Origin of the sequence: Clostridium acetireducens DSM 10703 (genome assembly GCF_001758365.1) — a bacterium.
Taxonomy (GTDB): Bacteria; Bacillota; Clostridia; order Clostridiales; family Clostridiaceae; genus Clostridium_C; species Clostridium_C acetireducens.
Genome location: NZ_LZFO01000010.1, coordinates 1 through 25,683, shown reverse-complemented (window position 1 = coordinate 25,683; position 25,683 = coordinate 1). Strand labels below are relative to the sequence as shown.

General features: G+C 27.3%; 23 protein-coding genes, 7 tRNA genes, 1 rRNA gene and 1 other annotated feature. All 31 genes read left to right on the top strand.

The features are described from left to right. Window positions 1-2: 2 nt before the first annotated feature. Window positions 3-1,040 (top strand): peptidylprolyl isomerase, encoded by a 1,038-nt coding sequence (locus CLOACE_RS04550; protein WP_070109862.1) that lies wholly within the window; start codon window positions 3-5, stop codon window positions 1,038-1,040. Window positions 1,041-1,210: 170 nt separating this feature from the next. Next, the gene (spoVT, locus tag CLOACE_RS04545) at window positions 1,211-1,759 is read left to right on the top strand and encodes a stage V sporulation protein T (protein WP_070109861.1); all 549 of its coding nucleotides are present in this window, start codon (window positions 1,211-1,213) and stop codon (window positions 1,757-1,759) included. A gap of 127 nt (window positions 1,760-1,886) precedes the next feature. Then, window positions 1,887-3,425 (top strand): putative polysaccharide biosynthesis protein, encoded by a 1,539-nt coding sequence (locus tag CLOACE_RS04540; protein WP_070109860.1) that lies wholly within the window; start codon window positions 1,887-1,889, stop codon window positions 3,423-3,425. Between the two features lie 15 nt (window positions 3,426-3,440). Then, a complete protein-coding gene (gene yabN, locus CLOACE_RS04535; RefSeq protein WP_070109859.1) occupies window positions 3,441-4,886 on the top strand; it encodes a bifunctional methyltransferase/pyrophosphohydrolase YabN in 1,446 nt (481 codons plus the stop codon). 103 nt (window positions 4,887-4,989) lie between these two features. Continuing rightward, the gene (locus CLOACE_RS04530) at window positions 4,990-5,265 is read left to right on the top strand and encodes an HU family DNA-binding protein (protein ID WP_070109858.1); all 276 of its coding nucleotides are present in this window, start codon (window positions 4,990-4,992) and stop codon (window positions 5,263-5,265) included. Window positions 5,266-5,337: 72 nt separating this feature from the next. Beyond that, window positions 5,338-5,580 (top strand): RNA-binding S4 domain-containing protein, encoded by a 243-nt coding sequence (locus CLOACE_RS04525; RefSeq protein WP_070109857.1) that lies wholly within the window; start codon window positions 5,338-5,340, stop codon window positions 5,578-5,580. A 157-nt stretch (window positions 5,581-5,737) separates the two neighbouring features. After that, complete coding sequence (gene yabP / locus CLOACE_RS04520) at window positions 5,738-6,028, top strand: sporulation protein YabP (protein ID WP_070109856.1); 291 nt, start codon at window positions 5,738-5,740, stop codon at window positions 6,026-6,028. A gap of 10 nt (window positions 6,029-6,038) precedes the next feature. Continuing rightward, the gene (gene yabQ, locus CLOACE_RS04515) at window positions 6,039-6,437 is read left to right on the top strand and encodes a spore cortex biosynthesis protein YabQ (protein WP_070109855.1); all 399 of its coding nucleotides are present in this window, start codon (window positions 6,039-6,041) and stop codon (window positions 6,435-6,437) included. Window positions 6,438-6,507: 70 nt separating this feature from the next. Next, the gene (locus CLOACE_RS04510) at window positions 6,508-6,780 is read left to right on the top strand and encodes an FtsB family cell division protein (RefSeq protein WP_070109854.1); all 273 of its coding nucleotides are present in this window, start codon (window positions 6,508-6,510) and stop codon (window positions 6,778-6,780) included. Between the two features lie 78 nt (window positions 6,781-6,858). Next, window positions 6,859-7,260 carry a S1 domain-containing RNA-binding protein gene (locus CLOACE_RS04505; RefSeq protein ID WP_070109853.1) on the top strand — a complete coding sequence of 134 codons (402 nt, stop codon included), beginning with the start codon at window positions 6,859-6,861 and terminating at the stop codon, window positions 7,258-7,260. A gap of 120 nt (window positions 7,261-7,380) precedes the next feature. Then, window positions 7,381-7,470 (top strand) — tRNA-Leu (locus CLOACE_RS04500). A 7-nt stretch (window positions 7,471-7,477) separates the two neighbouring features. Beyond that, window positions 7,478-7,553: transfer RNA gene (locus tag CLOACE_RS04495), tRNA-Met, on the top strand. Between the two features lie 6 nt (window positions 7,554-7,559). Next, window positions 7,560-7,633: transfer RNA gene (locus tag CLOACE_RS04490), tRNA-Met, on the top strand. A 34-nt stretch (window positions 7,634-7,667) separates the two neighbouring features. Then, window positions 7,668-7,757: transfer RNA gene (locus CLOACE_RS04485), tRNA-Leu, on the top strand. An 8-nt stretch (window positions 7,758-7,765) separates the two neighbouring features. Continuing rightward, window positions 7,766-7,841 (top strand) — tRNA-Met (locus tag CLOACE_RS04480). 6 nt (window positions 7,842-7,847) lie between these two features. Next, window positions 7,848-7,924: transfer RNA gene (locus CLOACE_RS04475), tRNA-Met, on the top strand. A gap of 174 nt (window positions 7,925-8,098) precedes the next feature. Further along, window positions 8,099-10,486 carry a stage II sporulation protein E gene (spoIIE, locus tag CLOACE_RS04470; protein WP_070109852.1) on the top strand — a complete coding sequence of 796 codons (2,388 nt, stop codon included), beginning with the start codon at window positions 8,099-8,101 and terminating at the stop codon, window positions 10,484-10,486. A 131-nt stretch (window positions 10,487-10,617) separates the two neighbouring features. Next, the gene (tilS, locus tag CLOACE_RS04465; RefSeq protein WP_070109851.1) at window positions 10,618-11,994 is read left to right on the top strand and encodes a tRNA lysidine(34) synthetase TilS; all 1,377 of its coding nucleotides are present in this window, start codon (window positions 10,618-10,620) and stop codon (window positions 11,992-11,994) included. A gap of 4 nt (window positions 11,995-11,998) precedes the next feature. Continuing rightward, on the top strand, window positions 11,999-12,544 hold the full coding sequence (gene hpt / locus CLOACE_RS04460) for a hypoxanthine phosphoribosyltransferase (RefSeq protein ID WP_070109850.1): 546 nt from the start codon (window positions 11,999-12,001) through the stop codon (window positions 12,542-12,544). 82 nt (window positions 12,545-12,626) lie between these two features. Then, window positions 12,627-14,432 (top strand): ATP-dependent zinc metalloprotease FtsH, encoded by a 1,806-nt coding sequence (ftsH, locus tag CLOACE_RS04455; RefSeq protein ID WP_070109849.1) that lies wholly within the window; start codon window positions 12,627-12,629, stop codon window positions 14,430-14,432. A 104-nt stretch (window positions 14,433-14,536) separates the two neighbouring features. Then, window positions 14,537-14,923, top strand: a complete 387-nt coding sequence (locus CLOACE_RS04450; RefSeq protein WP_070109848.1) for a thioesterase family protein — start codon at window positions 14,537-14,539, stop codon at window positions 14,921-14,923. A gap of 41 nt (window positions 14,924-14,964) precedes the next feature. Beyond that, the gene (locus CLOACE_RS04445; protein WP_070109847.1) at window positions 14,965-16,629 is read left to right on the top strand and encodes a formate--tetrahydrofolate ligase; all 1,665 of its coding nucleotides are present in this window, start codon (window positions 14,965-14,967) and stop codon (window positions 16,627-16,629) included. A gap of 150 nt (window positions 16,630-16,779) precedes the next feature. Continuing rightward, window positions 16,780-17,568: a type III pantothenate kinase gene (locus CLOACE_RS04440; protein WP_070109846.1), complete on the top strand. Its 789-nt coding sequence runs from the start codon at window positions 16,780-16,782 to the stop codon at window positions 17,566-17,568. Continuing rightward, a complete protein-coding gene (gene dusB / locus CLOACE_RS04435) occupies window positions 17,568-18,536 on the top strand; it encodes a tRNA dihydrouridine synthase DusB (protein WP_070109845.1) in 969 nt (322 codons plus the stop codon). The genes CLOACE_RS04440 and dusB overlap by 1 nt, the downstream gene beginning before the upstream one ends. A 66-nt stretch (window positions 18,537-18,602) precedes the next feature. Continuing rightward, a complete protein-coding gene (locus CLOACE_RS04430) occupies window positions 18,603-19,430 on the top strand; it encodes a hypothetical protein (protein WP_070109844.1) in 828 nt (275 codons plus the stop codon). Window positions 19,431-19,546: 116 nt separating this feature from the next. Continuing rightward, window positions 19,547-20,026, top strand: a complete 480-nt coding sequence (gene greA, locus CLOACE_RS04425) for a transcription elongation factor GreA (RefSeq protein WP_070109843.1) — start codon at window positions 19,547-19,549, stop codon at window positions 20,024-20,026. 18 nt (window positions 20,027-20,044) lie between these two features. Further along, complete coding sequence (lysS, locus tag CLOACE_RS04420) at window positions 20,045-21,586, top strand: lysine--tRNA ligase (protein ID WP_070109842.1); 1,542 nt, start codon at window positions 20,045-20,047, stop codon at window positions 21,584-21,586. Window positions 21,587-21,702: 116 nt separating this feature from the next. Then, a tRNA-Asn gene (locus CLOACE_RS04415) sits at window positions 21,703-21,777 on the top strand. A gap of 62 nt (window positions 21,778-21,839) precedes the next feature. Then, window positions 21,840-22,001 (top strand) — a binding site (T-box leader). 49 nt (window positions 22,002-22,050) lie between these two features. Beyond that, entirely contained in the window at window positions 22,051-23,439 is a 1,389-nt protein-coding gene (locus CLOACE_RS04410) for a glycine--tRNA ligase (RefSeq protein ID WP_070109841.1), read from the top strand. Between the two features lie 369 nt (window positions 23,440-23,808). Continuing rightward, window positions 23,809-25,185, top strand: coding sequence for a UDP-N-acetylmuramoyl-L-alanine--D-glutamate ligase (murD, locus tag CLOACE_RS04405; RefSeq protein ID WP_070109840.1), 1,377 nt, complete (start codon window positions 23,809-23,811; stop codon window positions 25,183-25,185). A 393-nt stretch (window positions 25,186-25,578) separates the two neighbouring features. Next, window positions 25,579-25,683: ribosomal RNA gene (locus CLOACE_RS04400) — 16S ribosomal RNA — on the top strand; the annotation flags it as partial.

Genomic DNA, 25,683 nt, shown 5'->3' with positions numbered 1-25,683 from the left:
TTGTGAACAATAGAAAAATTAAAAGGTTAATTAGCGGATTGTTAATTAGTGGATTTGTATTTTTTGCATTTGGATGTGATATGATAGAAAAAACTCCAGAAGCAATTGCTAAAAGTACAGTTGCTAAGGTAAATAGTGAGAAAATAACAAGAGGTGACCTAGATAATGACCCTCAAATGAAACAAATAGTTGCTCAATTAAAACAGCAATATGGAGAAAACTATGAAAAATCTGATGAAGGAAAAGAAATTCTTAAAGAACAAAAAAAGAATTTGTTAGAAGGAATGGTAAATGAAAAACTTGTTTTGCAAAAGGCAAAAGAATTAAAAGTAATACCTACTGTTGATGAAATAAATAAAGAAGTAGACAAGGAAATTACATATAAAAAAAAGCAATTTGCAGAAGGCAATGATAAAAAATTCAATGAAATTTTAAGCAAAAGTGGAATTACAGAAAAGAAGTTAAAAGAAGATTTGAGAAAAATTATTGAAAAGAGTTTACCTATAAAAAATGTAATTGAGCATGTTACAAAAAACGTAAAGATAGATGATAAAAAAGCTTTAACTTATTATAATTCTCATCAATTAGAGTTTACTGAAAAACCTAATAAAATTCATACAGCACACATATTAGTTAAGACAGAAGATGAAGCTAAAAAAGTTAAAGAAAGATTAAATAAGGGAGAAGATTTTGCTAAAGTAGCAAAGGAAGTATCTCAAGATCCTGGTTCCAAAGACAAAGGTGGAGATTTAGGTTTTGTAGAAGTTGCAAATTCAGGATTTGATGCTAAATTTATGGCTGGTGCTATGGCACTAAAAGAAGGTGAAATTTCAGCACCAGTTCAAACTAGTTTTGGATTTCACATAATAAAATGTATAAAAAAAGAAGAATATCCTGTAAAAAAATTTGATTTGGTTAAAAAAGATATAATAAGTAAATTAGAAGAAGAAGAAAAAAGAAAAGTATTTATGAATAAATTAGAGGAATGGAAAAAAGCATCAAAAATAGAAACTAAAAAATATGAAAAAAATTTAATATAATTTATAAGTATAATAAGAGCTATGTGGAAAATCCCATAGCTCTTATTACTTTAGTTAAATATCCATTTTTAAAATTTAAATAGCAATTGTGTATAAAATTTCATAATTGGAAAGATAATAATACTACAAAGTGTATTGTATTAAATTTTAATTAGAGGAGGTAAGAACTAATGAAAGCAACAGGTATTGTGCGAAGGATAGACGATTTAGGAAGAGTTGTAATACCTAAAGAAATTAGAAGAACGTTAAGGATAAGAGAAGGAGATCCTTTAGAAATATTTACTGATAGAGAAGGTGGAGTAATATTAAAGAAGTATTCACCAATTGGAGAACTAGGGGATTTTTCTAAAGGATATGCTGAATCTTTACAAAAGACTATAGGAAATTTAGTAATGATTTGTGACAAAGATACTATAATATCTTTAAGTGGAGGTAATAAAAAGGAATATTTAGATAAAAAGATAAGTAGAGAATTAGAAAAGTTAATAAATGATAGAAAAACTATAATATTAAAATCTACAGAGATTATACCAATATATGATGATGAAGAAATAGAAGATAAGTATTTTTCACAAGTTATATCTCCAATAATAGCAGAAGGAGATGCAATAGGAGCAGTTATGATAGCAGCTATAGAGCAAGAAAAAGAATTTGGCGAAATAGAAAGTAAACTTTTAGAAACAGCTTCCCTATTTTTAGGTAAGCAAATGGAACAATAAAATAAATTTATATAATGGCAGAAAAATTAGTTCTGCCATTTGTTTTTAATGAAAATATATTAAATCTAGTAATAATACCTCTAAAGCTAAAATAATAATATTTTAAAGTAGGTTTTGGAGGTGTGATATGAAAAAACAATCTTTAGTAAAAGGAACATTTGTTTTGGGATTATCAGGAATTATAGCAAAGTTTTTAGGGTTATTCTTTAGATGGCCTATACAAATGTTAATAGGAGATGAAGGTTTTGGATATTATCAAATGTCATATCCTTTATACATGTTTTTTATAGCTATTTCTTCAGGTGTTCCAGTAGCAATTTCAAAAATGGTTTCAGAAAAAAGTGCTACCAAAGATGTAGAGGGAATTATAGAAATATTAAGAAAAGCCTTATTACTTATGATTTTCATGGGTTTTGGCTTTACAATAATATTAATATGTTTTTCAAAAAAAATTATATTATTTTTAAAATGGGATACTAAATCTTATTATTCTTTAATTAGTATATCAATAGCACCTATATTTATTTCTATTATGAGTGCTTTTAGAGGATTTTTTCAAGGACTACAAAATATGAATCCTACAGCTATATCTCAAATTTTAGAGCAAATAGGAAGAGTAATAGTAGGCGTTGGCTTTGCTTATATACTTTTGCCCAAAGGTATAGAATATTCAGCTGCTGGAGCGGCATTAGGAGCTGTTGCAGGAGGTATATTGGGCAGTATATATTTGTTTAATAAATATATGTCTATAAGAAAAGATATAAAAATAGTTAATGTAAAAAATGATACTTATATCATGGAAAAACTTTTACATATAGCTATTCCCATATCTTTAGGAGCTACAGTAGGAACTGTAATGAGTCTTATAGATTCAGCATTGGTTCCTCAAAAACTATTACAAGCTGGCTTTGCATCAAAGGAAGCTACTATTTTATATGGTCAATTAACAGGAAAGGCATTTACACTAGTGAATGTACCTCTTACATTGTCTATGTCCCTATGTGCTTCTTTAATGCCTATAATTGCGGAAGCATATGTATTAAATAGAAATATAGAAGTATTAAATAAAGTAGATATGGCTTTAAGATTTTCTATGGTAATAGCACTGCCGTCTTTTGCTGGATTATACTATATGGCACTACCTATTTTAAATTTGATTTTTCCAGGACAAGTACAAGGGTATACTATATTAAAATACTTATCCATAGCAATTCCTTTTATAATATTATCCCAAACTTCAACGGCTATACTTCAAGGTATAGGACAGTATGTAAGACCAGTTATAAATTTGGCAATAGGTTGCATTGGTAAAATAGTATTAACTATGATATTAGTTTCAATTCCTTATATTAATATATATGGCGCAGTAATTGGGACAATAGTAGGTTATCTTATTTCAGCTATTTTAAACATTAGATTAGTGAAAAAAAAGCTAGATATTAAAATTAATTATTACGATATCATGATAAAGCCTGCATTTGCCTCTGTTTTAATGATAATAGCTGTTGTATTTATTTATATGTATGTTTATAATTATACAATAAGTAGTAGAATAGCATGTTTGGTTAGTATATTTTCGGGAATATTAGCATATGGGGTATTAATAATTTTGTTTGGGGTGTTTAATTATAGGTATTTAAAAAGTAGATTTTTTAACAGAAGGTAAAAGGAGAGAGTATTTATGATAAAAATAGTGGGATTAGGTCCTGGTTCAAAAAATTCAATAACAATAGGTGTTTTAGAAAGCCTTAAAAAAGCAGATAAAATATATTTAAGAACAAATAAACATCCTAATGTAGAATATTTAAAAAGTATAGGGTTAGAATTTGAAACTTTTGATTATATGTATGATAATTTTAATAATTTTGATGAAGTATATAAATCAATAGCAATTGAATTGATAAATAAATATAAAAAATACGGAAATATAATATATGCTGTACCAGGACATCCTTTAGTAGCAGAAAAATCTGTAAATATTTTAATTGAACTTTGCAAAAAAGAAGATATAGATATTGATATATTACCTGCTGTAAGTTTTATAGAATCAATTATAGAAAGATTAAAAATAGATCCTATAAATGGATTAAAGATAATAGATGCATTTGATATTAAAAATCAAGTTTTAGATAAAAGAGTTGGAATTATTGTAACTCAATTATATAATAAGCTTATAGCCTCTGAGGTTAAATTAGATTTAATGAATTATTATGGCGATGATGAAGAAATCTATTTTGTTAGAGCTGCAGGAGTAGAAGGGTTAGAGAGCATAAGAAAAATACCTTTATATGAGTTGGATAGACAAGAAGACATAGATTATTTAACATCAATTTATATACCTAAAAACAATAATTTAAAAGATTTTAATGATTTAATTAAAATAATGAGTACACTTAGAGGAGAAAATGGATGTCCATGGGATAGAGAACAAACTCACAAGTCTTTAAAACAATATCTTATAGAAGAGAGTTATGAAGTATTGGATTCTATAGATGAAGAAGATGATGAAGCTTTAGTAGAAGAGTTAGGAGATGTCTTGCTTCAAGTGGTGTTCCATTCTCAAATAGGTAAAGAAAATGGATTTTTTAATATAAATGATGTTGTAAAATCTATTTGTGATAAGATGATTGAAAGACATCCTCATGTTTTTGGAAATGTAAATGCAGATACTACAGATAAGGTATTGTATAATTGGGATAAAATAAAGAAAAAACAATATGGGTTTAATACTTATACAGATGAGTTAAATCATATAGCAAAAAGTTTTCCAGCACTAATTAGAGCATATAAAGTTCAAAAAAAAGCTGCAAAAGTAGGCTTTGATTGGGATGATGTAATATTTGCTTTAGATAAAGTATTGGAAGAATTATATGAGGTTAAAAATGTATATAAAGAAAAAAATAGGGCAAAAATATTAGAAGAAGTTGGAGATTTATTATTTTCTTGTGTAAATGTTGCAAGATTTCTTGACATTAATCCAGAATTAGCTTTAAATTATACTATAGACAAATTTATAAATAGATTTGAATATATAGAAAAATCAGCATTGAGTAAAGGAGTAAGCATAGAAGATATGACATTAGAAGAAATGGATAATTTATGGGAAAAATCTAAAACAATAAAATAAATTTTATTATTTCTACATAAGTTATATTTAAAAAGAAGGATTTTTAAAATTAGTGAAGAATATGCTATCTATGCATACTCAATATTTAAGGAGGTAAACTAAAGTGAACAAATCAGAATTAATTACAAGTATTTCAGAAAAAAGTGGATTGACAAAAAAAGATGCTGAAGTAGCTTTAAAAGCATTTATAGAAACCGTGGAGGAAACTTTAGAAAATGGAGATAAAGTTCAGTTAATAGGATTTGGAACATTTGAAACTAGAAAGAGAGCAGCTAGAATGGGTAGAAATCCAAGAACTAAAGAAGAAATAGAGATACCAGAATCAACTGTTCCAGTATTTAAGCCTGGAAAAGAATTCAAGGATAGAGTTAATAAATAACAATTTATTAAAAAACCCGGTTAAATTCTGGGTTTTTTATTTTATAATATTATAATTTAGGGGAGAAAATATATGAGGTTAGATAAATTTCTAAAAGTTTCTAGAATAATAAAAAGAAGAACTGTAGCTAAAGAAGCCTGTGATACAGGAAGAGTATTAGTAAATAGTAAAATAGCTAAGGCAGGGGTGGAAGTAAAAGAAGGAGATATTATAGAGATAAAATATGCTAACAAATCTATTAAAGCAGAAATAATTAATATTTCTGAGCATGTAAAGAAAGAAGAAGCTCAAAATATGTACAAAATAATAGAATAAATTATGTGGTATTAATATAATTTTTAAATAAAAGCATGGTGACAAATATATAATAATAAAATTATCTATTTGTCGTTATACTTTTATTTAACTTTATAAATGTAATATATATTTATCTCCATTCATATATTTAATATAGTAAAATGGAGGTGTCTATATGGAAAAAAAAGAAGCTAAAATAGAAAATAAAAAAAGCAATTTGAATCTTCAAGATAGAAAAAGGTTATCCATAAGTGGAGTTATAGAAGTTATTAGCTTTAATGAAGAACAAATAGTATTAAATACTAATTTAGGAAGTCTAGTTATAATGGGGGAAGATTTAAAAATGAATAAATTAGATGTGCAAAATGGAGATGTAATGATAAGTGGCATGATTAATTCTTGTGTTTATACTAGTGTAGATAGTAAGAAGGAAAGAGAAAGCATATTATCTAAATTATTTAAGTAAGGAGAAGACTATGGTAATATCTATTAGTCAACAATTAAAATTAGTTATATTTAGCATTATTGCAGGTCAAATAACAGGCATGTTATTTGATTTATATAGATTAATTAGAGGATTTAAAGTGGATAATAAACTGGTAACTTTCATAGAAGATACTTTGTTTTGGATATTTAGTGCTATATTAGTATTTGTATTTCTGCTTTTTACTAACTATGCATACATAGGGCTTTATGTTTATTTTTGTATAGCTATAGGTATAATTATATATTTGAAATTTATAAGTAAAACTTTTTTAAGAATACAATATAAATTTTTAAAAAATCTCATGAAATTTTTTAGAATACTTGTTAATATATTATTATATCCTTTAGAATCTTTAATTTATAAAATAAGAAATAAAAAGAATTTATAAAAATAGCTTGAAGAAAAGTGAAAATCAAATTAAAATATATATATATATTATTTGAAAGGATAATAATTTAATGAAAAAAAAAATAAAAATTAAAAGTATTTTAATTATTGTTATTCTATTTTATATAGTATATATATTTATAAATCAGCAAATAACTATGAAAAAATTAAAAGGTCAAATTAACAATAGTAAAATAGAATTAACTAAAGTTAAAGAAAAAAATCAAAAGTTACAGGATGAAGTTAAAATGTCTAAAACTAGCAAGTATATAGAAAAGCTAGCTAGAGAGAGACTAGGGCTTGTTAAACAAGGAGAGACTCCTGTAATAAGTAACACAAAATAAAAAAAATAATATAATAAAAAATAAATGTCTATTATTAAATTTAAATATATTTTTTTATTAAGGAGGAGTCTTTTTAATATGACTTTAAAACCAGGAAGTATACTAGAGGGTAAAGTGATTAATATTACTAATTTTGGTGCTTTTGTAGAGGTAGAGGGAAGAACAGGTTTAGTTCACATATCTGAAATTTCAGATGATTATGTAAAAAACATAAGAGATTATTTAAAGGAAAAAGATAAGGTCAAAGTTAAGGTTATATCTATAGACGATAAAGGAAAGATAAGTTTATCTATTAAACAAGCTATTTCAAAGAAAAAGTCATGTAGACCTGTAGAAATTGATTGGTCTAAGCAAAATAATAAGAAGTCTGTAGGAAGCTTTGAAGATAGATTAACAAATTTTTTAAAAGAAAGTGAAGAGAGATTTCAAGATATTAAAAAGCACCAAGAAGGTAGAGGACATGGATATAAGAAAAATTAATCATGAATGGAAATAAAGGGGCTCTAAGAGTCTCTTTTATTTTTTCTAAAAAAATCATTGACAATATGTAATACATAATATATAATAATCTATGTCGCAAGAATTTAATTTATATTATTTGCTGGAGTGGCGGAACAGGCAGACGCACAGGACTTAAAATCCTGCGAGCCTTAAAAGCTCGTACCGGTTCGATTCCGGTCTTCAGCACCAAAAATGTCGCGGAGTGGAGCAGTTGGTAGCTCGTCGGGCTCATAACCCGAAGGTCGTAGGTTCAAGTCCTACCTCCGCAACCAAAACATGGCGGAATAGCTCAGCTGGCTAGAGCATTCGGTTCATACCCGAAGTGTCGTAGGTTCAAGTCCTATTTCCGCTACTTCTTAATTGTTATAAAAATTATTATATTATTTGCTGGAGTGGCGGAACAGGCAGACGCACAGGACTTAAAATCCTGCGAGCCTTAAAAGCTCGTACCGGTTCGATTCCGGTCTTCAGCACCAAAAAATGTCGCGGAGTGGAGCAGTTGGTAGCTCGTCGGGCTCATAACCCGAAGGTCGTAGGTTCAAGTCCTACCTCCGCAACCAAAACATGGCGGAATAGCTCAGCTGGCTAGAGCATTCGGTTCATACCCGAAGTGTCGTAGGTTCAAGTCCTATTTCCGCTACCAAAGAGACTCATAGTAAATCTATGAGTCTTTTATTATTATAATTTAGAAATTATTTTAAAAATCATAGAAATAAATGTCCGAAAAAATATTTTTTGTCAACTTCACTTTATGACAATTATTTCCAAAACCCTTTGCTATAATAAAGAAAGTAATTAAAAAGGGTGGGATGTATGTATGCAATATGGAATAGAACTTTTTCCGTATCAAAGAGTAAAAAAAATTAATAATGAGATTAGAAGAAAAGCTCCTTTTAAACTTAAGGTGTTTTTAAGACCTATGTTTTATTTTTTATCTGCTTTTTTAGTAAGTAGAGTTATTTTAATTAATCTTATGGCACCTTTTGGACTTGCTTTTTTAGTGTCTATGTTATTACAAAAAAATAATAAGTATGTTTTAATAGTATCTTTAGGAACTTTTTTAGGTTATATTTCTATTCATAATAATATTAAGAATTTAGGAGCATATTTAATTATAATAGCTACTCTTTTTTTAGTTAATAACTTAATAAATAATATGAAAAAAAGTTTAATTATATTACTTTTATTATCTATAGTTTTTATAGAATTTTCTTTGTATAAATTATTTATAGTTAATTTGTCTGCTCCTGTAAGCATTATTACTTCTTTTTTTGAAACAGTTTGTATATTTCCAGTTTACTATATAATTGACTATTCTATTAAATGTTTTAAAGAGATTAATACTAGACATTTATATAATAGTGAAGAAACAATGAGTATGTGTGTAACTATGTCTCTTATAATAGCAGGTACTTGGGGAAGTAATATATTTAATTTATCTATTAGAAATATAATAGCATTAACATTTGTACTTATTGTAGGTTATATAAAAGGTAGTGCATCTGGAGCAGCTTGTGGAGTGTCTATGGGTATAGTTATAGGTATGTGTTCTAACAATATGATGGAGTTTATTGGAGTTTATGGATTATGTGGTCTAGTGTCAGGAATGTTCAATGAGTTAGGTAAATGGATGAGTATGATATCCTATTTAGTAGCTTTTTCTGTACTTAAAATGTATTCTGGTACAGTAAATACTTTTCAATTTATGGAGGCATCTATAGCTTCTTGTATATTTATATTAATACCATTAAAAGTATATAATAAAATAGCTATAGATTTAGATTGGCATAAAAAAGAAGAAAAATTAAAGGAAGACTATGTTAATAAAATAAAAGATATATTTATAAATAAGCTAAATAATTTTTCACAAATGTTATTTAATATATCATATACATTAGCGAATCTATCTGATAATGATAAATTAGCTATGAAAAGTAAAAGTAGTGCTTTAGTAGAAAATTTAGCAGATAGAGTATGTAGCAATTGTAATATGAACTCTATATGCTGGAAAAGAGAAACTTTTTATACTTATAACGCTTTTGCGGAGTTAATACAAAATTATCAAAACAAGAGAAGTATAATTCCTTATGAAATAGATAGAAAATGTATAAAACGTTCTGTACTTATAAAAAATACAGAATCTATAGTAAATAATTATATTATAAATGAAATATGGAGAGCTCAATTAAGTGAAGGAAGAGAAACATTAGCTAAGCAAATAAATAATATGGGAGGATCAGTAGAAGAAATTATAGATGGGTTTAAATCTGGAATAAAGTTTAATACAAATATGGAAAGTAATATAAGAAGAATATTAAATAAAAATAATATAAAATATAGAGAAGTTTATTGTTTTAATGATAACAATAATAGATTATTAATTAATATTTCTCTTAATGTTTGTGGTGGAAATAAATTATGTATAAAAAGTATATTGCCTTTAATAAATCAGGTTTCTGAAAAGGAAATGTGTATAGGAGATGATAGTTGTAATATAAATGTAAAAAACAAAAGCTGCAATATAGTTTTTCAAGAAGCACCTAAATATCATATTGTCTCAGCTGTTGGCAGAGCATGTAAAGATGGAGAGAAAAATAATGGAGATAGTTATAGCTTTGAAAAGCTAAAGGATGGTACATACATGACTATAATAAGTGATGGTATGGGTTCAGGCTCTAGAGCTGAAGAGGAAAGTGGTGCAGTAATAGAACTTATAGAAAAGTTTATAAAAGCAGGTTTTAGTAAAATAACTGCTATAAATAGCATTAATTCTATAATGACAATTAAATTTTCAGAAGATGAAAAGTTTTCTACAGTAGATTTAAACAGTATTAATTTATATACTGGAGAAGCAGATTTTATGAAGGTTGGTGCAGTAGCTAGTTTTATTAAAAGAGGAAAAAATATAGAAGTAATAAAATCTAAAACTCTTCCTATTGGGGTTTTAGATAAAGTAGATATAGATATTACTGAGAAAAACATACAAAATGGTGATATAATAGTTATGTTAAGTGATGGAGTATTAGATTATGATGCAGAAAATGCAGGAAAAGTAGATTGGGTTATACAGCATCTAAAACAAATAGAGTCTAATGAACCTAAAGAGATAAGTGATTCTATAATTGCCAAAGCAAAAGAACTATGCAAGGGAAAAGTTAAAGATGATATGACGGTAATTGTATCTAAAGTATATTCTTTAAGATAAAATTAATAAGGAAGAGTGAAATAAATTCATTCTTCCTTATTTTAAGATTTATTTTTAACAATATTATCTATTTTTATTATGTTTATGTTATAATATATACCATAAAATTTGGCTTAAGGAAGTGTTAGGCTTTGATAGAAGAAGTTTTAGAAACTATGAATAAATATGATATGATAAAGAAAGGAGATAAGGTTATAGTAGGAGTATCTGGTGGACCAGATTCTATGTGTCTTCTTCATTTGTTATATAGTTTAAAAAAAGATTTTAATATAAGTATTGTAGTAGCTCATTTAAATCACTGTTTAAGAGGAAAAGATGCAGATGAAGATGAAATATATGTTAGAAGATTTTGTGAAAATTTAAATATTGAATTTTATAATAAAAAAGTAGATGTAAATAAAATATCTCAAGAAAAGGGCATATCTTGTGAAACTGCAGGAAGAGAAGCTAGGTATAATTTTTTTGAAAAATTAAAACAAGAAATTAAGGCACAAAAAATAGCATTAGCACATAATGCTAATGACAGAGCTGAAACGATTATTATGAGAATAATGAGAGGTACAGGGTTAGAAGGACTTATTGGAATAAAGCCTGTTAGAGATAGTATAATAAGACCTTTGATAAATATAGATAGAAAACATATAGAAAGTTATTGCAGTAAAAACAATATAAAACCAAGAATAGATAAAACAAATTTTGAAAGTATTTATGCAAGAAATAAAGTTCGATTAGAGCTAATACCTTATATTGAAGAGAATTTTAATAAAGATATAATACAAACTATAAATAGGCTTTCAGATATAGTAGAAATAGATAATAGTTATTTAAATGAAATTTCTCAAAAAATGTATAAAAAATATTGTTATATTAAATTAAATAATATTATAATATCTAAAGAAGCTTTTTTAGAAAATAGAGCAATTTTAAGTAGAATAATAAGAATAGCTCTTGGTAAATTAAAAGGAAATTTATATAATGTTCAAAAATCTCATATAGATGATGTAGTAGAACTTCAAAAGGGCGATACAGGAAAAAAAATAATATTACCTAATGAAGTTGTTATACAAAATAATTATGGTAATATATATATGTGTGAAAAAAAAATCAAAATAGAAAAAATAAATAATGAATTTAAATTAAATATAGGAATAAATAATGTAATTTCTATGAATATTAATGTTAAATTAAATTTAATTAATAATGGAGAAAATTTAGATTTAAATAAAAAGTATGTAAAATATTTTGATTATGATAAAATTAAAGAGGATATAACTATAAGATATAGACAAAATGGAGATTTATTTGTACCTTTTGGAATGAAAGGAAATAAAAAGCTTAAGGATTTATTTATTGATTTAAAAATACCTAGATACAAAAGAGATAAAATACCTATAATATGTTTTGATGGTAATATTGGCTGGGTAGTTGGAGTTAGAATAGGTGATTTGTATAAAGTTTGCAAAGATACTAAAAAAATTTTAGAAATAAAAATCGAAAGAGAGGAATAGATGTATGTACAATATAAAAGAAGATATAAAAGAAATATTACTTACAGAAGAACAAATAAGAAATAAAGTTAAAGAAATAGGAGCTAAGGTAAGTGAGGATTATGCAGGTAAAGATTTAATTTTATTGGGTATTTTAAAAGGATCTGTACCCTTTATGGCAGATTTATTAAAAGAGATAGTAATTCCTTGCTCAATGGATTTTATGGATGTTTCTAGTTATGGTAATTCTACTAAAAGCTCAGGAGTTGTTAGAATTCTTAAAGATTTAGATCTTGAAGTAGAAGGCAAAGATATATTAATAGTAGAAGATATAATTGATTCAGGAATAACTTTAGAATACCTATTAAAATACTTAGAAGGTAAAAAACCTAAAAGTATAGAAATAGCATGCATGCTTACTAAACCTGAAAGAAGAAAAGTAGAAATAGATGTAAAGTATATTGGTTTTAAAGTTAAAGATTATTTTTTGGTAGGGTATGGATTAGACTATGCAGAAAAGTATAGAAATTTACCATTTGTAGGTATTCTTAAAGAAGAAATATATAAATAAATGAATTGATTTTTAAGTTGTAAATATATTTTTGTTATGATACAATTTTACAATATAAAGTGGAAAGAGAGGGGGGCCTATAATGAAGAAAGCTTCTAGTGCAACGGCCTGGGTTATAGTATTTGTTTTAGTAATTTTTGCAGCTTTAATGCTTGTGAGAACAAATGATAACGCTACTAGTATTAATTTTAATGACTTTCAAAGGTATTGGATAAATAATGAAATTAAAGACTTTCAAGTAAAAGAAGATAAAATGACAGTAGTAGGTACTTTAAAGGATGGTACACAATATGAAACAGTTGTTCCATTAGAAAGATTAATTCAATTCATTAATGTACATGATAAAAATGGAGAAATAAAAGAAAGCTATGTATTACCTGCTAAAATACCAATGTGGTTAAGTTATATGCCTAGCATTTTACTTATTTTTATGCTTATAGCATTTTGGTTTATGTTTATACAGCAGTCCCAAGGTGGGGGAGGTAATAGAAATGTTATGAATTTTGGTAAAAGTAGAGCTAAAATGGCCACCCCTGATAAAAGAAAAGTTACATTTAAAGATGTAGCAGGTGCAGAAGAGGAGAAAGCAGAATTAGCAGAAATAGTAGATTTTCTAAAGCAACCTAAAAAATATATAGAAATGGGAGCAAGAATTCCTAAAGGAGTATTATTAGTGGGACCTCCTGGAACAGGTAAAACTTTGTTAGCAAAAGCTATATCTGGAGAAGCTGGAGTGCCGTTTTTTAGTATATCTGGTTCTGACTTTGTAGAAATGTTTGTAGGTGTTGGTGCTTCTAGAGTAAGAGATTTATTTGAACAGGCAAAGAAAAATTCTCCATGTATTGTATTTATAGATGAAATAGATGCTGTAGGACGTCAAAGAGGTGCTGGATTAGGTGGAGGTCATGATGAAAGGGAACAAACTCTAAATCAGTTATTGGTAGAGATGGATGGATTTGGAGTGAATGAAGGTATAATAGTAATATCAGCTACTAATAGACCTGATATATTAGATCCTGCTCTTTTAAGACCAGGAAGATTTGATAGGCAGATACTTGTAGGGGCTCCAGATGTAAAAGGAAGAGAAGAAATACTTCAAGTACATTCAAAAAACAAAATTTTAGCAGATGAAGTAAAATTAGAAGTTTTAGCTAAAAGAACTCCTGGATTTACTGGAGCTGATTTAGAAAATTTAATGAATGAAGCAGCTCTTTTAGCTGTTAGAAATAGAAAAAAAGAAATTGGAATGGAAGAACTTGAAGAAGCGGTTACTAGAGTTATAGCTGGACCAGAGAAGAAGAGTAGAGTAATTAGTGAAGAAGATAAAAAAATAACAGCCTATCATGAAGCAGGGCATGCAGTAGTAATGAGGTTATTACCTAATGCAGATCCAGTACATGAAATAAGTATAATACCTAGAGGAATGGCAGGAGGATATACAATGCATCTTCCTGAAAAAGATAGATCTTATATGTCAAGATCAAAATTAGAGGATGAAATGGTAGGGCTTTTAGGCGGAAGAGTATCAGAAAAGTTATTTATAGGAGATATAAGTACAGGAGCTAAAAACGATATAGAAAGGGTTACAACTATAGCTAGAAAAATGGTAATGGATTTTGGAATGAGTGATGAAATAGGTCCAATAGCCTTTGGGTCAGGTCATGATGAAGTATTTTTAGGAAGAGACTTTGGCAAAAGTAAGAATTTTAGTGAACAAGTAGCAGCTAAAATTGATATGGAAATAAGAAAATTAATAGATGAAGCTTATATTAAAGCAGAAAAGTTATTAACTGAAAATAGTGATAAACTACATGCAGTAGCTAAAGCATTATTAGAAAAAGAAAAGCTTTTAGGAGAAGAATTTGAAGAAATATTTAACAGGGGATAATTACATCCTCTGTTTTTTTATTTAATATTATTAATTTAAATGATATAATAAATATGCATATTGTTTACAGAATTATTTAAACATATTATTAAGGAGGTAATATTTTGGAATTGAATTTAAAAGAAGGAATAAATAGTACTATGGAAATTACTGTTAAAGAAGATGATACAGCTATAAAACATGGTTCAGGTAGTTTAGAAGTTTATGCAACTCCAGCAATGATAGGATTAATGGAAAATACAGCTAAAAGCTCTGTGGAGTTACATTTGCCTTCAGGATATACTACAGTAGGAATATCGGTAGATGTAAAACATATTAAATCTACTCCTGTAGGTATGAAAGTAAGATGTGAAGCTGTATTAACAAAAGTTGATAATAAAAAATTATTTTTTAGTGTAAAAGCTTTTGATGAAAAAGGAAAAATAGGAGAAGGTAATCATATAAGATATATAGTAAATGCTGAAGAATTTATGAAAAAAACTAGGGAGTAAAATAGTAATATTAATTATTTTATAAAAGGGGTTGTAGTTTAGTGAAAACTGATATTGAAATTGCACAAAGTGCTAATATGAAAAATATAACTGAAGTAGCTAAAAAATTAAATTTATCAGAGGATGATATTGAATTATATGGAAAATATAAATGTAAAATATCTTTAGATGTTTTTAAAAAAAATCAAAAGAATGGAAATTTAATTTTAGTTACAGCTATAAATCCTACGCCAGCTGGTGAAGGAAAATCTACAGTAACTATAGGATTAGGAGATGCTTTAAGAAGACTTGATAAACAGTCTATTATTGCTTTAAGAGAGCCTTCTCTTGGTCCAGTTTTTGGTATAAAAGGTGGGGCTGCTGGAGGAGGATATGCTCAAGTTGTTCCTATGGAAGATATAAATCTTCATTTTACAGGTGATATGCATGCTATAACAGCAGCAAATAATTTATTAGCTGCTGCTATAGATAATCATATACATCAAGGTAATAAATTAAGAATTGATTCTAGAAGAATTATATTTAAAAGAGTAATGGATATGAATGATAGAGCTTTAAGAAATATAGTAGTAGGAATGGGCGGAAAAGTTAATGGATTCTTAAGAGAAGATGGATTTATGATTACTGTGGCATCAGAAATTATGGCAATTTTATGCTTAGCAGATAGCTTAATGGATTTAAAAAAACGAATGGGAAATATATTAATAGGGTATAATTTAGATGGAGCCCCTGTTTATTGTAAAGATTTAAAAGTAGAAGGAGCTATGTCTCTTCTTATGAAAGATGCTATAAAACCTAATTTAGTCCAGACTTTAGAAAATACACCAGCTATAATTCATGGAGGTCCTTTTGCAAATATAGCTCATGGATGTAATAGTTTAATAGCTACTAAAATGAGTTTAAAGCTTGCTGATTATGTAGTGACAGAAGCAGGATTTGGTGCAGATTTAGGTGCAGAAAAGTTTTTGGATATAAAATGTAGATTTGGAAATTTAAAACCAGATTGTGTAGTAGTAGTAGCAACTATAAGAGCATTAAAACATCATGGTGGTATAGAAAAAACTGATTTAAATAAATCAAATGTAGAAGCATTATCTAAAGGAATTGAAAACCTAGAAAAACACATAGAAAACATAAAGAAATATAATGTTCCTGTAGTAGTAGCTATAAATAAATTTATAACAGATAGCCATGAAGAAATTAAATACATAAAAGATTTTTGTAGCAATATAGGTGTTAAAGTTGCACTTACAGAAGTTTGGGAAAAAGGGGGAGAAGGCGGAATAGAACTAGCAAATTCAGTTGTAGAGACATTAGAAAATAAAAAAAGTAACTTCAAACCATTGTATGATGAAAAACTAACTATAAAAGAAAAAATGAATATAATAGCTAGAGAAATCTATGGTGCTGATGGTGTTTCTTATACTGCATCTGCAGAAAAACAAATTAATGAAATTAATAGGTTATCTCTTGATAAAATGCCTATTTGTGTAGCTAAGACTCAATATTCTCTTTCAGATGACCCATCTTTATTAGCAAAACCAAAAGGCTTTAATATAACTGTAAAGGAAGTTAGAGTTTCAAGTGGAGCTGGATTTATAGTGGTATTAACTGGTAATATAATGACTATGCCAGGATTACCTAAGGTTCCTGCTGCAGAAAATATGGATATATTAGATGATGGAACTATAGTTGGATTATTTTAATATGCCTTGACAAATAAAGTTTAACTGTTAAAATTAAATTGTTAAATTACTAACATGAAGAAACAACATTAAAGGCAGCTTTAGCTGCCTTTAATTATAATTAATATAAAAAAATATCTTTCTTTAATTTTATAAAGGTGGTGCTAATATATGATTTTAGTTTTAGATGTTGGAAATACAAATATAGTATTAGGAGTTTACGATAATAAAGAGCTTATAGCTAATTGGCGATTATCTACATATTCTAAAAAAACTGCTGATGAGTATGGAATTGAAGTTATACAGCTATTTTTACAAAACAAATTAGATCCATCAGATGTAGAAGGTGTAATAATATCATCTGTAGTACCTAATATAATGTACTCATTAGAACATATGGTAAAAAAATATTTTGAAGTAGAGCCTATTATTGTAGGACCAGGAGTAAAAACAGGCATAAATATTAAATATGACAACCCTAAAGAAGTTGGAGCAGATAGAATAGTTAATGCTGTTGCTGTTCATGAAATATATAAGAGAGCATCTATAATAATAGATTTTGGAACTGCTACTACGTTTTGTGCTTTAACATTTAATGGAGATTATTTGGGAGGAACCATATCTCCAGGAATAAAGATATCTTCAGAAGCTTTATTTGAAAGAGCAGCTAAACTTCCAAGAGTAGAACTTACAAAGCCACAAACACTTATATGTAAAACTACTGTGTCCAGTATGCAATCGGGAATAATATATGGATATGCAGGCCTAGTTAATTATATTGTTAATAAAATGAAAAAAGAAATGATGGATTTAGGAGAAAAAGAACCTTTTGTAGTTGCTACAGGAGGACTTGCAAAATTAATTGCTGAAGAAGCTAAATCAATAGATAAAATAGATTCGGATTTAACTTTAGAAGGATTAAGAATTATATATGAAAAAAATAAGGAGCAAGGATTTTAATGAATATAGGGAATTTACATTTTTATAATCCTTTATTTTTAGCACCAATGGCAGGAGTTACAGATGTAGCTTTTAGAGGAATATGCAAAAAAATGGGTTGTGATTTAGTGTATACAGAAATGATTAGTTCCAGAGCACTTTATTATGATAATGAAAAAACAAAGCAGATGCTAAAATTTTCAGAAGAAGAAGTTCCCTTGGCAGTACAGATTTTTGGAAACGACCCTTATATAATGGCTAAAATTTGTGAAAATTTTAACTATAATGACCAAATATGTATAATTGATATAAATATGGGATGTCCAGCACCTAAGATAGTAAAAAATGGAGATGGCTCTGCTTTAATGAATGATTATAAATTAGCTGAGAAAATAGTAAAAGAAATAAAAAAAGAATCTATAAAACCAGTCACTGTAAAAATAAGAAAAGGATTTGATGAAACTAATATAAATGCAGTAGATTTTGCAAAGGTATTAGAAGAAGCAGGCGCAGATGCAATAACTATACATGGCAGAACTAGAGAACAAATGTATGAAGGTAAAGCAGATTGGCATATTATAAAAAAGGTAAAAGAAAATGTAAGTATTCCTGTTATAGGTAATGGAGATGTGTTTACAGCAGAAGATGCTGTTGAAATAAAAAAAATTGCAAATTGTGATGGAATAATGATAGGAAGGGGTTCTATGGGTAATCCATGGATATTCAAACAGATAAAGCAAAAGTGCAAAGCACAAAACATATATTATCCTTCTCCAGAGGAAAAAATAAATGTATGTATTAAACATTATAAAAGAGCAATATTTTACTTTGGGGAGCAAAGAGCTGTTAGGGAAATGAGAAAACATATTGGATGGTATATAAAAGGATTAAAAGATTGTAAAAATATAAAAGATAAAATTAATTGTGAAAAAGAAAGCAAAAAAGTTATTTGTATATTAGAGACTTATAAAGAACAATTTAATAATTAAAGTAGAATTTATATTGAAAGTGAAACATATAAATTTTAGTGTAATCAATAAAAAGGATAAATTAATATGCTTCCTATAATTTATATTACTACTAATAAAAATAAAAGTATTTATAAAAGTAATAATATTTTTACAAAAATAAAAGATAGATTTAGTATTAATTTAGAAGAGGAAATATTTATTGAAAAGTTTAATTTAAATATATTTAATATATGTATACCTCAAAACATAAATAAGCAAAGTTATTTAAGAAATATAAGTATAGCTAAAAACTTTGTTAAAAACAAGAAAGCTATTTTGGCACCTAAGATATATAGAAAATTTGATTATAATTTATTTAATGATTTTCAAAAAAGATTATTTGCTTTTAGTGTAGTTAAGAGTTTACAGTTAATATTAAGATTAAAGAATAAAAGTATAAGAAATAGTTATATTACAGTTTACGATTCTAGCGATAATGTAAATAAATGCATTATACAGGAACTTTGTAAGCATTGTAAATGTATTATTTTATTGTCTAAAAAATTAAATAATATGTTTCAATTAAGAGAGGATATAATAAAAAAGTATGGAGTGGCATGTATTATAACATCAAATAAGGAGTATGCTTTTAATAATTGTGATTTTATTATTGCCTCAAGAGATGTGAGTTTTTTATATAAAGACATACCTATTTGGCATATTAATAATTTACATATTTCCAATAATTTTAATAGAATATATATAGATGATGTGACATATTCTTGGAATATAGATAATAATATTTTTTCAATAGAGCTACTAGGGGCTATATTATCTCAATTTAATAATAATGAGAATATAGAAAATTGTTTAAAGGAAAATAAAATATGTTTAAATGAAATTAAATTTAATAATAAGATATTGAATTTTTAATAACTGATGAATACTTCATTAATTTGACATTAATTTAAGCCTGTTTTATAATTACTTAAATAACTAAGTAGAGCATAAATATTTACATTAAAGTTATATTTAAAGGGGAGAAGAAGATGAGCCAATCAAAAAAATATGTGATGACTTATGAGGGATTAAAAAAAATAGAAGGTGAATTAGAGTATCTTAAAACTGTTAAGAGGAAAGAAATTACTGAGAAGATAAAAGTGGCGCTTTCTTTTGGGGATTTAAGTGAAAATTCAGAGTATGATGAAGCTAAAAATGAACAAGCCTTTATTGAAGGAAGAATAATGCAAATTACTAATATGCTTAAAAATGCTACTATTATAGATGAAAGTGAAATATCTAAAGATATAGTTAATGTAGGTTCTATAGTTAAGGTAAAAGATTACGAATTTGATGAAGAAGTAGAATTTACAATAGTTAGTTCTGCTGAGGCAGATCCTATGGAAAATAAAATATCTAATGAATCTCCTGTAGGAAAAGCTTTAATGGGTAAAAAAGTAGGAGAAAGTATAGAAGTTCAAGTTCCTGATGGAGTTAATAAGTATGATATATTAGAAATAAGAAGATAAAATTTTGGAGGGATAGCTATGTCAAAAGAAGAAAAGCAATTAACAAAGGAAGAAATTAAGAGAATGAAAATGGAAGCAAAAGAAGCTGAAGCTTTAAATGATCTTTTAAAGGAGAGAAGAGATAAATTAGCTAATCTTCAAGCTGAAGGAAAAGATCCTTTTGATGTTTATAAAGTAGAAAGAACTCATACATCAAAACAAATTAAAGATAATTATGAAGAATTAGAAGACAAAGAGGTAACAGTAGCAGGAAGACTTATGTCAAAGAGAGTTCATGGAAAAGCAGGTTTTTCAGATATACATGATAGATATGGAAAAATACAATTATATATAAAAATAAATGATGTTGGAGAAGAAAAATTAAAAGAGTATAAAACTTTTGATATAGGAGATTTTGTAGCTATTACAGGAAGTGTATTTAAAACCAAAACAGGTGAAGTAACTATACATATTAAAGATTTTAAACTTTTAACTAAATCTTTAAAACCTCTTCCAGAAAAATTCCATGGATTAAAAGACCCAGATTTAAGATATAGACAAAGATATGTAGATCTTATAATAAATCCTGAAGTTAGAGAAACATTTATGAATAGAACAGCTATAATAAAAGCAATAAGAGAATTTTTAGACAATAAAGATTTTATAGAGGTGGAAACACCTATACTTTCACCAATTGCTGGAGGTGCAGCTGCCAAGCCATTTATAACTCATCATAATGCATTAGATATAGATATGTATCTTAGAATAGCTACAGAACTTTATTTAAAAAGGCTTATAGTTGGTGGATTCGAAAAAGTTTACGAAATTGGAAAAAACTTCAGAAATGAAGGAATAGATATAAGACATAATCCTGAATTTACAGCAATAGAATTATATGAAGCATATGCAGATTATAATGACATGATGGAAATAACAGAAAATATGGTAGCATATGTATGTGAAAAAGTTTTAGGTACTACTAAAGTTGTATATCAAGGAGAAGAAATAGATTTTACACCTCCTTGGAGAAGAATAACAATGGTGGATATTGTTAAAGAATGTGCTGGAGTAGACTTTAATAAAATTGAGACAGATGAAGAAGCTAGAGAAATTGCTAAGGATAAGAATTTAGAATTAAAGAAAAAATTGGAGGATTGTACTAAAGGTGATATTTTAAATGCTATGTTTGAAGAATTTGGTGAAGAAACTTTAATACAACCTACATTTATATATGATTACCCAGTAGAAGTATCACCATTAACTAAAAAGAAAAGAGGAAATGAAGAATTTACAGAAAGATTTGAAGGATTTGTGTTTGGAAGAGAAATTTGTAATGCTTATTCTGAATTAAATGATCCTATAGTTCAAAAGGAGAGATTTATTCAACAATTAAGAGAGAGAGAATTAGGTGATGATGAAGCATATATGATGGATGATGATTTTATAAATGCATTAGAAATAGGAATGCCTCCAACAGGTGGACTTGGAATAGGTATAGATAGATTAATTATGTTCTTAACTGATTCAGCTTCTATAAGAGATGTTATATTGTTCCCAACTATGAAACCTATAAATCAATAATTATTATAATAAAAGGTAAAAGTAATATTACTTTTACCTTTTTAAAATTTATTTTATTAAAATAAAAAAACTATTGCTTTTTTTAAAAAGTTTGTTATAATATATATGTAAGTTGTTCCGCGATAGCTCAACGGTGGAGCATTCGGCTGTTAACCGAAGGGTTGAAGGTTCGAATCCTTTTCGCGGAGCCATTTTTTTTACTTAAAAGTATTGACAATTAAAATTATTCTGATAAAATAGTATTTAAATTTAATATTACACAATGATAAAGAGGAGTAGTATTAAAGTTTTTTAAGAGAAACCATGTTTGGTGCAAATGGTTAAAGCTTTAGTATGAATGGCGCTTTTGAGTGTTATTTGAGAAAGTAGGGCTAATGCCAAAAAGGGTGGAACCGCGGAATTTTTCGTCCCTTTGTGGTATGGGCTTTTTTTTTATATAAAAATTCAAATAGGAGGTATATAATATGGTGGAAAAAACAATGGATAAAATAGTGGCACTTGCTAAAAATAGAGGTTTTGTATTTCCAGGTTCAGAGATATATGGAGGATTATCTAACACTTGGGATTATGGTCCTGTTGGAGTTGAGTTAAAGAACAATGTAAAAAAAGCTTGGTGGAGAAAATTCATACAAGAAAGTAAGCACAACGTAGGAATAGATGCAGCTATTTTAATGAATAGAGAAGTCTGGGTAGCTTCTGGACATTTAGGAAATTTTTCAGATCCATTAATGGATTGTAAAGAATGTAAAGCAAGATTTAGAGCAGATAAATTAGTAGAAGAACATATGACAGCTCAAGGAGTAGAAAAAGCTAGTGCTGATGGATGGAGCAATGAAAAACTAAAACAATATATAGATGATAATAATATTGACTGCCCTCAATGTGGAAAACACAATTTTACAAATATAAGACAATTTAATTTAATGTTTAAAACTTTCCAAGGAGTAACAGAAGATGCTCAATCTGAAATATATTTAAGACCTGAAACAGCTCAAGGCATATTTGTTAATTTTAAGAATGTTCAAAGAACTTCAAGAAAGAAAATACCTTTTGGTATAGGTCAAATAGGAAAATCTTTTAGAAATGAAATAACTCCAGGAAACTTTACTTTTAGAACTAGGGAATTTGAGCAAATGGAATTAGAATTTTTCTGTAAACCGGGAACAGATTTAGAATGGTTTAAGTATTGGAAAAAGTTTTGTTGGGATTTCTTAATTAAACTTGGTTTAGATGAAAATAACGTTAGATTTAGAGATCATGAAAAAGAAGAATTATCACATTACAGTGCTTGCACTTCTGACATAGAATATTTATATCCATTTGGTTGGGGAGAACTATGGGGAATTGCTGACAGAACTGATTATGATTTAAAACAACACTCAGAACATTCAGGAAAAGATTTAAATTATTTAGATCCTACTACTAATGAAAAATATATACCATTTTGTATAGAACCTTCTGTTGGAGCAGATAGATTAACATTAGCATTTTTAGTAGATGCCTATGATGAAGAAGAATTAGAAGATGGAGATAAGAGAACAGTATTACATTTTCATCCAGCAATAGCTCCAATTAAAGTTGCAATACTACCTTTAACTAAAAAGTTATCTGATAAAGCATTGGAAGTATATGATAATCTTAGAAAAGAATTTAGGGTAGAATATGATGAAGCAGGAAGTATAGGTAAAAGATATAGAAGACAAGATGAAATAGGAACACCATATTGTATTACTGTAGATTTTGATACATTAGAAGATAATACTGTTACTATAAGAAATAGAGATACTATGGAACAAGTTAGAATGAATATGGATGAAATAAAAGAGTTTTTAGAGGAAAAAATGAAATTTTAGTAAAAGTTTTAAAAACGGCTTTGTTTAAATTTAAACAAAGCCGTTTTCTACTATAAATATTTAAGGTATAAAAAAATGCCGAATGACAATTCATTCGGCAAAAATAGGGTTTAATCATGGGGATATGTTATATGTTCAATTAAAACTTGGGGAATTATAATAATGTTTCCTTACGGCACAAACACAGTATATCATAATTAGGCATAAATTTTCAATAGGATACAATAAAGTCTATAAATTAAATATATTCGGACAATTTCGACTTATTTAAGGTTGATTAACAAGTTAAATGTAATATTTAAGTAAAAGTGATATAATTGTAGAGTATATTTATTTAACTTTAATAATTAACTTTTGGGGGTTTTAAAAGTGAAAAAAGATTTTACAGTTTTTAAAGGATTTATAAAAGGGAAAAATGTTGCTGTTGTAGGCATAGGAATAAGCAATAGACCATTAATAGATTTTTTATTAAAATTAGGTGCTAAGGTTAGTGCTTTTGATAAAAAAACTGAAAAACAATTAGGTGATACAAAAGGAGAATTTTTAAATAAGGGAGTTAAATTGTATTTGGGACCAAACTATCTTGAAAATTTAAAGGGATTTGATGTTATATTTAAAACCCCTTCTATGAGGATAGACAGCCCAGAATTAGTAAAAGCAAGAGATGAAGGAAGTTATATTACATCTGAAATGAAGGAATTTATAAAATATTGTCCAGCAACAGTGTTTGGTGTTACTGGAAGTGATGGAAAAACTACTACTACTACTTTAATTTATAATATGTTAAAGGAAGAAGGATATAAAACATGGGTAGGAGGTAATATAGGCACACCTTTATTTTCTCAAATAGAAAATATAAATAAAGAAGATAAAGTTGTATTAGAATTATCTAGTTTTCAATTAATGACTATGGATGTATCACCAGAAATAGCTTTAGTAACTAATTTAACGCCTAACCATTTAGATATTCATAAAGATATGGAAGAGTATATTGAAGCAAAAAAGAATATATTTAAGTATCAAGGTAAAAAAGATTTAGTAGTATTAAATCATGATAATGAAATAACAAATAATATGAAAAAAGAAACAAATAGTAATTTAATCATGTTTAGTATTAAGGAGAAAATAGATAATGGAGCGTATTTTTTAAATAATAAATTGTATCTTCTAAATAAAGAGATATGCGATAAAAAAGATGTTAAATTAAAAGGAATGCATAATGTGGAAAATTTATTAGCAGCTTTTTGTGCTGTAAGTAAATATGTAAGCATAGAAAACATGAAAAGGGTTGCTACTAATTTTCAAGGTGTGGAACATAGATGTGAATTCATAAGAAAATTAAATGGGGTTGAATATTATAACGATTCTATAGCATCTAGTCCTACAAGAACATTAGCAGGTCTTAATTCTTTTGAAAAACCAGTTATATTAATAGCAGGAGGATATGATAAAAATATACCTTTTGAACCTCTTGCAGAAAAAGGATATGATAAAATAAAAACTTTAATACTTATTGGTAAAACTAAATATAAAATAAAAGAAGCTTTTGATAAAGTATTAAAATTGAAAAATCACCAGATACAAATAATAATATGTAATACTTTTGAAGAGGCAGTTTACAAATCAAAAGAAATATCTAAAGAAGGAGATATAGTTACATTATCTCCGGCTTGTGCTAGCTTTGATTTATTTACTAATTTTGAAGTCAGGGGAAATAAATTTAAAGAGTTAGTTAATAGTCTATAATAGTATAAGCAAAAGAAAAGCTGTTGATAAATTAACAGCTTTTCTTATAAAGTTTTAAATTAGGCATATGCAAATTCTTAAAAACGTTACCTTGTGTATCTTATTATAAATTACATAGAATATATTAGATAAAAAAAGAAATATAGAACTAAATTGAAATAAATCCATATGTTAAGATTGTAATATGTATAAATTGTGATAGAATAACACATGTCGTCGCAAAACGATAAACAAATTATGAGTTAAATAACTGATTAAAAAAATAATAAAATATGTTGACAAAGTTATTTAACCGTGGTATTATTTAATAGCTGTCGAGGGCAGCAAGTTGGTCTTTGAAAATTAAACAGATAAATGAAACCAGCACAGAAATAAATGAGCAAGATAAACTTTTAAATTAAGAGTTTGATCCTGGCTCAGGACGAACGCTGGCGGCGTGCCTAACACATGCAAGTCGAGCGATGAAACTTCCTTCGGGAAGTGAATTAGCGGCGGACG